Origin of the sequence: Desulfatibacillum alkenivorans DSM 16219, assembly GCF_900142135.1 — a bacterium.
GTDB classification, from domain to species: domain Bacteria; phylum Desulfobacterota; class Desulfobacteria; order Desulfobacterales; family Desulfatibacillaceae; genus Desulfatibacillum; species Desulfatibacillum alkenivorans.
The window spans coordinates 498,405-504,904 of the sequence record NZ_FQZU01000001.1; the positions used below are offsets into that span (position 1 = coordinate 498,405).

6 protein-coding genes are annotated in these 6,500 nt (G+C 55.5%); 4 read left to right on the plus strand and 2 right to left on the minus strand.

The annotated features are described in order from the left end of the window. Positions 1-145: 145 nt before the first annotated feature. Positions 146-1,630 carry an alkaline phosphatase gene (locus BUE18_RS01995; RefSeq protein WP_073472300.1) on the minus strand — a complete coding sequence of 495 codons (1,485 nt, stop codon included), beginning with the start codon at positions 1,628-1,630 and terminating at the stop codon, positions 146-148. 579 nt (positions 1,631-2,209) lie between these two features. Between BUE18_RS01995 and BUE18_RS02005 the strand changes: the two genes are divergently transcribed. Next, a complete protein-coding gene (locus BUE18_RS02005; RefSeq protein ID WP_073472360.1) occupies positions 2,210-3,367 on the plus strand; it encodes an MFS transporter in 1,158 nt (385 codons plus the stop codon). 98 nt (positions 3,368-3,465) lie between these two features. Here the strand turns inward: BUE18_RS02005 and BUE18_RS02010 are convergent, their stop codons facing one another. Then, positions 3,466-4,878: a GGDEF domain-containing protein gene (locus BUE18_RS02010; protein WP_073472303.1), complete on the minus strand. Its 1,413-nt coding sequence runs from the start codon at positions 4,876-4,878 to the stop codon at positions 3,466-3,468. A gap of 102 nt (positions 4,879-4,980) precedes the next feature. On the opposite strand from BUE18_RS02010, the gene BUE18_RS02015 reads away from it, so the two are divergent. From BUE18_RS02015 to tnpA, 3 genes are all read left to right on the plus strand, one after another. Then, positions 4,981-5,253 (plus strand): Smr/MutS family protein, encoded by a 273-nt coding sequence (locus tag BUE18_RS02015; protein WP_073472305.1) that lies wholly within the window; start codon positions 4,981-4,983, stop codon positions 5,251-5,253. Next, the gene (gene rsmG / locus BUE18_RS02020) at positions 5,250-5,921 is read left to right on the plus strand and encodes a 16S rRNA (guanine(527)-N(7))-methyltransferase RsmG (protein WP_073472307.1); all 672 of its coding nucleotides are present in this window, start codon (positions 5,250-5,252) and stop codon (positions 5,919-5,921) included. Before BUE18_RS02015 ends, rsmG begins: the two co-directional genes overlap by 4 nt. A gap of 307 nt (positions 5,922-6,228) precedes the next feature. After that, the coding region (gene tnpA / locus BUE18_RS02025) for an IS200/IS605 family transposase (RefSeq protein WP_139264584.1) at positions 6,229-6,500 on the plus strand (272 nt) is incomplete at its 3' end.

Below are 6,500 nucleotides of genomic sequence, written 5' to 3' on the forward strand. Positions count from 1 at the left end.
CCTGACAGAGATTAATAACAGAACCAATAATAAGACCGCCGGGAAAGGCGCATCATCGCCCAACCCGGCGGATTTGTAAAGAAGCCGCTGCCTCAAATCAGTATGGGACTAAGCGCCCCGCGCTGAAATTCATACTTCGTTCCAATTACAGCTCCACGCCCATGATGGAGGCGATTTTCTTGGGAATGTCCGTGTTGTCGTAAAAGCCGTTGAAGATTTCGCATCCCACGCCCATGGCGGAGGTGGTGATGGGCACGCCCGTATGGGAGTAGGAGGTCCAGCCGATGCCGGCTTTCTGGTTCAGGATGTGGGTGATCTTCATGGTCAGGGGATCGTAAGAGCCGTAAAGCAGGTATTCCTGGGTTCCGGCCTTGATCTTGTCGCCCTTCATGGTTTGCCGGAAGGCCTTGTTCAGTTCCGCCAGTTCAAAATCCTTGAGGACCATGGGGCCTTCGCCCTGGGTTTCCAGGCCGAAGTAGTAGCTCAGCATGGGGACGATGTCGTTGAAGTCGCCGCCGTCCTTGGCGTGTTCTTTCTTGTATTTGTCCACAATGTGGTCGGTGAAAGCCTGGAAGGACAGGCGCTGCTTGCTCAGCACGTCAAACTGGGTGGAGTACACGGTGCCGGCGAAGCCCAGGGTCATGCCGCCGCATTCATGGTCGCCGGTGACGATGATCAGGGTGTTTTTGGGGTGTTCCTTGTAGAAGTCCAGGGCGGCCTTGACGGAGTTGTCAAAAGCCAAGGTGTCTTGAATTGCGGAAACCGCGTCGTTGGCGTGGCAGGCCCAGTCGATTTTGCCGCCTTCCACCATCAGGAAAAATCCTTTTTTGTTCTTGCTCAGGATGTCGATGCCTTTTTGGGTGAATTCCTCCAGGCTGATGTCCAGGGCGGAGTTGTCAATGGCGTAGGGCAGGGCCTGTCCGTCGGGCAGCCTGTTATTGTAGGCGATCAGCTTGCCGCCGTCATAATTCATGAATTCGGTTTTGTCGGTGATGATGGTGTAGCCGCGCCTTTTGGCGATTTCCAGGGCGTCCCCCTGGGGGGCTTTGGATTTTTTTCCCGTGGGGTCTACCAATCCGCCGCCGCCAAAGTAATCGAAGCCGCTGTCAGCCAGGTCCACGTCGATTTCGTGATACATCTTGCGGGTGGGCTGATGCGCGTAAAAGGCGGCCGGAGTGGCGTGGTCAATGGAAACGCTGGAAACGATGCCCACGGACATGCCTTTTTCCTTGGCGACTTCAGCAATGGTGGGGACGGGATTCAGCTCGGGGTCCACGCCGATGAAGTTGATATTGGTCTTGATGCCGCAAGCCATGGCAGTGGCGGAGGCGGCGGAGCCGGTTATAAAACGGTTGGCGGCGTGGGTGGTGGTTACGCCCTGGGCCGGAAACTGGTTCATGGCCAGCAGTTTCTGGCTTCCGCCGTTGGCTTCGTCGGAAAGGTACACCTCCGCGGCCGAGCGCTGGGGCATGCCCATGCCGTCTCCGATGAACAGGAACACGTATTTCGCCTTCCTGAAGCCCTTGTACATTTCCGCTTCCGCGCAAACCGGGCCTGCAGCCATAATAAAAAGGGCCGCCGCCATAAGTAAACAGCCTGCAATTCTTCCAAATTCTGATCTTGGTTTCATCTCGTTCTCCTTAGCGCATAATATGGTCGGGTTTTGTCGGGAAAACGCCCAAAGGGCTGAGTCGAGATTGCCTCAGTTGTGTTGGAATTATGTTTGGCTCTCGTTAAATTCGTATTGGTACGCCGCGCGCTCAAAGTTTTCCCTGGTTCCTGTTAGAATTCCAAGCCCATGATGGAGGCGATTTTCTTGGGGATGTCCGTGTTGTGGTATAAGCCGTTAAAATTTTCGCAGCCCAGACCCATGGCGGAGGCGGCGACGGGCACACCGTATGAGAGTAGGAAGTCCAGCCGCCGCGGATAAAAAGGAGCACGTACCTGGCTTTTGGGGCGCCCTTACAAAGCTCCGGCTTGGCGCCGGCGGGGCTTGTCGCCATGACAAACAATACCGCCGCAACCAGCATGCAGCCGCGATTTTTCCAAATGCCGCGCTTGGTTTCATCTCGCTCTCCTCAATGCAACACCTGGTTGGGTCCGGACGGGAAAACCGGGAAAAAAAGAGGCTCTTGCCTATAGGATTGCTTTTTCCGGGCTATACTGGCAAAGTGATTTCTTTTATTTGAAACAAAAAAGGTCTTTCAGCATGTTTTTCCGCTTCGCCTTAGCCACATATTGCCGCTTTCTGCTTAACGTGTCACGGCGATTCGCCTATCCATTCGCTCCGGTCCTGGCCAGAGGGCTGGGCGTCCCCCTGACTGCAATCAGTTCCATTTTGGCGTTGAACCAGTTTACCACATTATCCGGCGTGGTCATAGGCCCGGCCACGGACCGGATCGGTTATAAGCCCATGATGCTGACGGCCATGGGTATGCTGTCCCTGGTGCTTTTGGCGGGAGGCCTAGTCCCCCAATACGGCATGGTTATGGCCGCTCTGTTGCTGGTGGGTCTGGGAAAGAGCATTTTCGACCCTGCGCTGCAGGCTTATGTGGGCAAGCATATCCCCTTTGAAAAACGGGGCATGGTCGTGGGCCTGCTGGAAGTGGCCTGGGCCGCCAGCATGCTGATCGGCATTCCCCTCATAGGATACGCCATTGAAACATGGGGCTGGCGGTCTCCTTTCATTATTTTAGGCTGCCTGTGCCTGGGCGGGCTGGTTCTGCTGTTTTATTTCATCCCCGGAGAAAAAGCGCCGGCGGCTTCCGGCAGGGGCGTGGGATATAAATCCGCCTGGAAAGCCCTGGTGCGGGAGCGTGCGTGCCTGGGCATCCTGGGCTTCTCGTTTTTGCTTTGCGCGGGCAACGACTGCCTGTTCATAGCCAGCGGCGCCTGGATGGAGGAGTCCTTCGGCCTGGGAATCGCCGCCCTCGGCATGGGCGCGGGAATCATCGGGCTGGCCGAGCTTTGCGGGGAGGGCCTGACCGCCAGCCTGTCCGACAAGATCGGGCTGCCCCGGGCCATCATGCTGGGCGGGATTTGCTGTGCAGCCAGTTACTGCCTGTTGCCGGTGCTCAGCTTCTCCCTGCCTTCGGCGCTATCCGGAATATTTCTGGTATTCATGGCCTTTGAATTCACCATCGTCTCCACCCTGGCCCTAAGCACCGAACTGCTGCCGGCCTACCGGGCCACGCTCATGAGCGGATTGTTGTCCTTTGCAGGTTTGGGCAGGTCCTTCGGCACCCTCATGGGCGGTTTTTTATGGGAGCGGATGGGCATCCCCGGCATCGGCGCGTTTTCCGCCGCCATGACCGTTTCCGCCGTCCTGTTTCTGGCCTGGAGCCTCAAGGGCTGGAAAAAAGAATGATTTCTTAGGGGGGGGCTAAGCCCGCATCGGTCAAATAAAATGACGCCAAAAGCGATGCCCTGGCGCCATGCGGAATCTTCAAAGAATGATGCGTTTGCTCAATCCTGCCAGATCATGCGGTTTCGGCCGGATTCCTTGGCCTGGTACATGGCTTCATCAAGGCGGATGAAAAGATCGCTGGTGTCTTTATCGGTCTCCCTGACCTTGGTTCCTCCCACGGAAATGGTGACGTTCACTTTTTCTCCGTCGTAGACGAAGTTGGCCTTTTCCACTTTTTTGCGCAGCTTTTCTCCGGCCATGACCGCTCCTTCCTGGGTGGTGTCCGGCAGGATGATCACAAATTCCTCGCCGCCGAACCGGGCCAGAAAATCCGAACTGCGCAGGTTGGGCTTCAACAGGCTCACCACGCCTTGCAGGCAGGTGTCTCCCACGGCGTGGCCGAAGGTGTCGTTGATGCTTTTGAATCGATCCAGGTCCACCATTAGCATGGAGAACGCGCTGCCCGAGCGCTGATAGCGGGACCACTCCTGGGCCAGGCGCTCTTCGTAAGCCCGGCGATTGGGAATTTCCGTCAAGGCGTCCACCATGGCCTGTTCTTCCAATATCCGCGCCCTGCTTTGGGCCTCGCCCACCTGCTTCATAAGGGACTTCAGGCTTTTTTTCAGCTTGGTCATACGGCTGTTGGCGCTGTTCAGGCGCTTGACGTCCCTGGCGTGCTTTTCCTCCAGGGCTGCTTTGATAAGCTGCATTTTTTCCAGCAGATTAACTCGGAACTCCGGCGAATCCGTCCCGGAAGACAATGTCTGGCTTACGTCTTTCACCTTGCCGTCCATTTCTCCGAAAAAGGCTTGATTGTCTTCGTGGGATTGTTGGTTTTCGGCATGGGTGTCAAGAACTTGGCCTTCAATGGCTATAAGATTGTCATCCACGGCTTTTAAAAACTCGGCGTTTTGTTTGCGCTCGTCATGGACGACTTCCAGGCGCGACTCCACCAGATCCAGAATCCGGTCGGCCACACGGGAGAGCACTTCGCTGCTATCCGCCCTATGGGCCTCTTGAGCCAGGGCGTCCAATTCCTCCAGCTTGCCCAGGCCCATGTCCAGGCGGACTATGTTCAAAAAGGAGATCAGCAGAAAACGAAACCGCCGCGGGCAAACTTTCGCCTCCGAGCTTTCGTCCGCCTCTTCCACTCCCTGAACCAGAATTTCCTTTTTGTATTTGTTCAGTTTTTCCGCCAGGGAGTTTCGTTCGTCCGTGAGGGTTTGGATTTCGCTAAGCAGGATTTCCTGCTCCGTCAGGGAAACGCCGTCCGACTCCACCCTGTCCTGAATGGCTTTTTCCAGGGCTTCCTTGTATTTGGGGTCCTCCATCAGCAATTCCGCGAGCATTTCCGGCGTCAAAGGCTCGCCGCGTTTGGAAATAAGCTGGAGAGTCTTGAACACCAAGCCGGACATGGCGCTGGTGAATTCTTCCCGCGAGATTACAGCTTCGTTCTGTTCCTTGGTTTCCATACGTTCGACTATCCTTGCTCTATGTGTAATACCCCTTGCCAAACGCCTCCGGTTATGAAAGGAAAATTCCTGTAAACCTTAAACCCAAGGCGCTGTTGGCATATGGAACCTGTCATAATCCCCATTACCGATGAGTTGGACCTGCATACCTTTCGTCCCGGCGAGGTTTCCGGCCTGCTTAAGGATTATCTGGAGGAATGCCGCAAAGCCGGTATCTTCTCCGTCCGGATCATCCATGGCAAAGGAACCGGAGCCCTGGCCAAAAGCGTTCATTCCTGTTTGTCAAAAAATCCCAGGGTGCGCTCGTTCCGCCTGGCGCCGCCGCAATTCGGGGGATGGGGCGCCACCATAGTGGAACTGGAGACAAAAAAATGACGCTCATCAAACCCGGAGACTCCCAATGGAGGGATCTGCTTTCCAAAGGCGCCAAAGCCCTGGGCCAGGCCCCGGATGAAAACGCTTTGGAAAAATGCGCCGCCTTCGCCCGCCTTTTGGCCCAGGCCAACAACCGGGTGAACCTGACCTCCATCAGGGACCCGCAGGACATGGCCGTCAAGCATTTCGCCGATTCCCTGGCGCCCATTCCCTACCTGCCCGAAGGCGCAAAAGTCGCCGATATCGGTTCGGGCGCCGGATTTCCCGGGCTTGTGCTGGCCATCTTCAGGCCGGACCTGCAAGTGGTCTCCATTGAAACCATCCGGAAAAAAGCCAATTTTCAGAGGCACGCCGCCCTGGAACTGGGTCTCTCCAACGTAAAGATATACAATATCCGTGCCGAAAACTGGAAAACAGAGGGGGAGAAAGGCCTTCTTTTTGACGCCGTGGTGTGCCGGGCCCTGTCCGATCTTTCGGCTATCTTAAGCTGGGCCTGTCCCATGCTGGCGCCAAAGGGGCGAATCATCGCCATGAAAGGCCCCAAAGGCGCCCAGGAACTTGACGAACTGGATAAATCCCCCCTGAACAACCCGCCCCTGAAAGCCCGGGTGGAGGAATACTCCCTGCCCATCGAAAAAGCCAAACGCAGCCTGGTTATTTTTTCCTGATAATCAAAGCAAACACCGCAAGAAAAAGAAAAGACAAAAGAAAAACTGCCCCTGCGGCGACGAATCCCTCCGGCCAGCCCGGGCAAGAATTGTCCGGGTCCGTCAGGAAAATGGGGCGGCCTGACGCGTCTTTCGAGTCTGCGGAGGGCATGCGTCCCATAGGAGCATCAAATTGAGAAAGGCCGGCGGGCGAACGGCGTTGGTTGCGAGAGGCATTTATTAGTCTGAAAAAAGGTTAAAACCTCCGCCTTTAGGCGGATAGATTTATCCGTTGGTTTATGTTAGTTCAAAGCCCATAGGAGGTCATATGGACTATCGCTATGGGAGTCATACGGTATTCAACATAGAATACCATTTTGTATGGGTGACCAAATACCGCTACAAGGCGTTGCACGGTGAAGTAGCGTTGCGAGTGCGGGAACTGGTCCGTCAAACGTGTGAATCGTTTGAAATTCGAATTATCAAAGGGGTGGTGAGTAAGGATCATGTCCACATTTTTGTGTCTGCGCCACCCACAATGGCCCCCAGTGAGATAATGCGAAGGATAAAAGGGCGAAGCGCGACAAAGTTGTTTGAAGA

Excerpts from the sequence above, each read along its gene's own strand:
- BUE18_RS02015 (WP_073472305.1), top strand. The coding sequence starts at position 4,981 with ATGGAACCTGTCATAATCCCCATTACCGATGAGTTGGACCTGCATACC.
- BUE18_RS02010 (WP_073472303.1), bottom strand. The coding sequence starts at position 4,878 with ATGGAAACCAAGGAACAGAACGAAGCTGTAATCTCGCGGGAAGAATTC.
- rsmG (WP_073472307.1), top strand. The coding sequence starts at position 5,250 with ATGACGCTCATCAAACCCGGAGACTCCCAATGGAGGGATCTGCTTTCC.
- BUE18_RS02005 (WP_073472360.1), top strand. The coding sequence starts at position 2,210 with ATGTTTTTCCGCTTCGCCTTAGCCACATATTGCCGCTTTCTGCTTAAC.
- BUE18_RS01995 (WP_073472300.1), bottom strand. The coding sequence starts at position 1,630 with ATGAAACCAAGATCAGAATTTGGAAGAATTGCAGGCTGTTTACTTATG.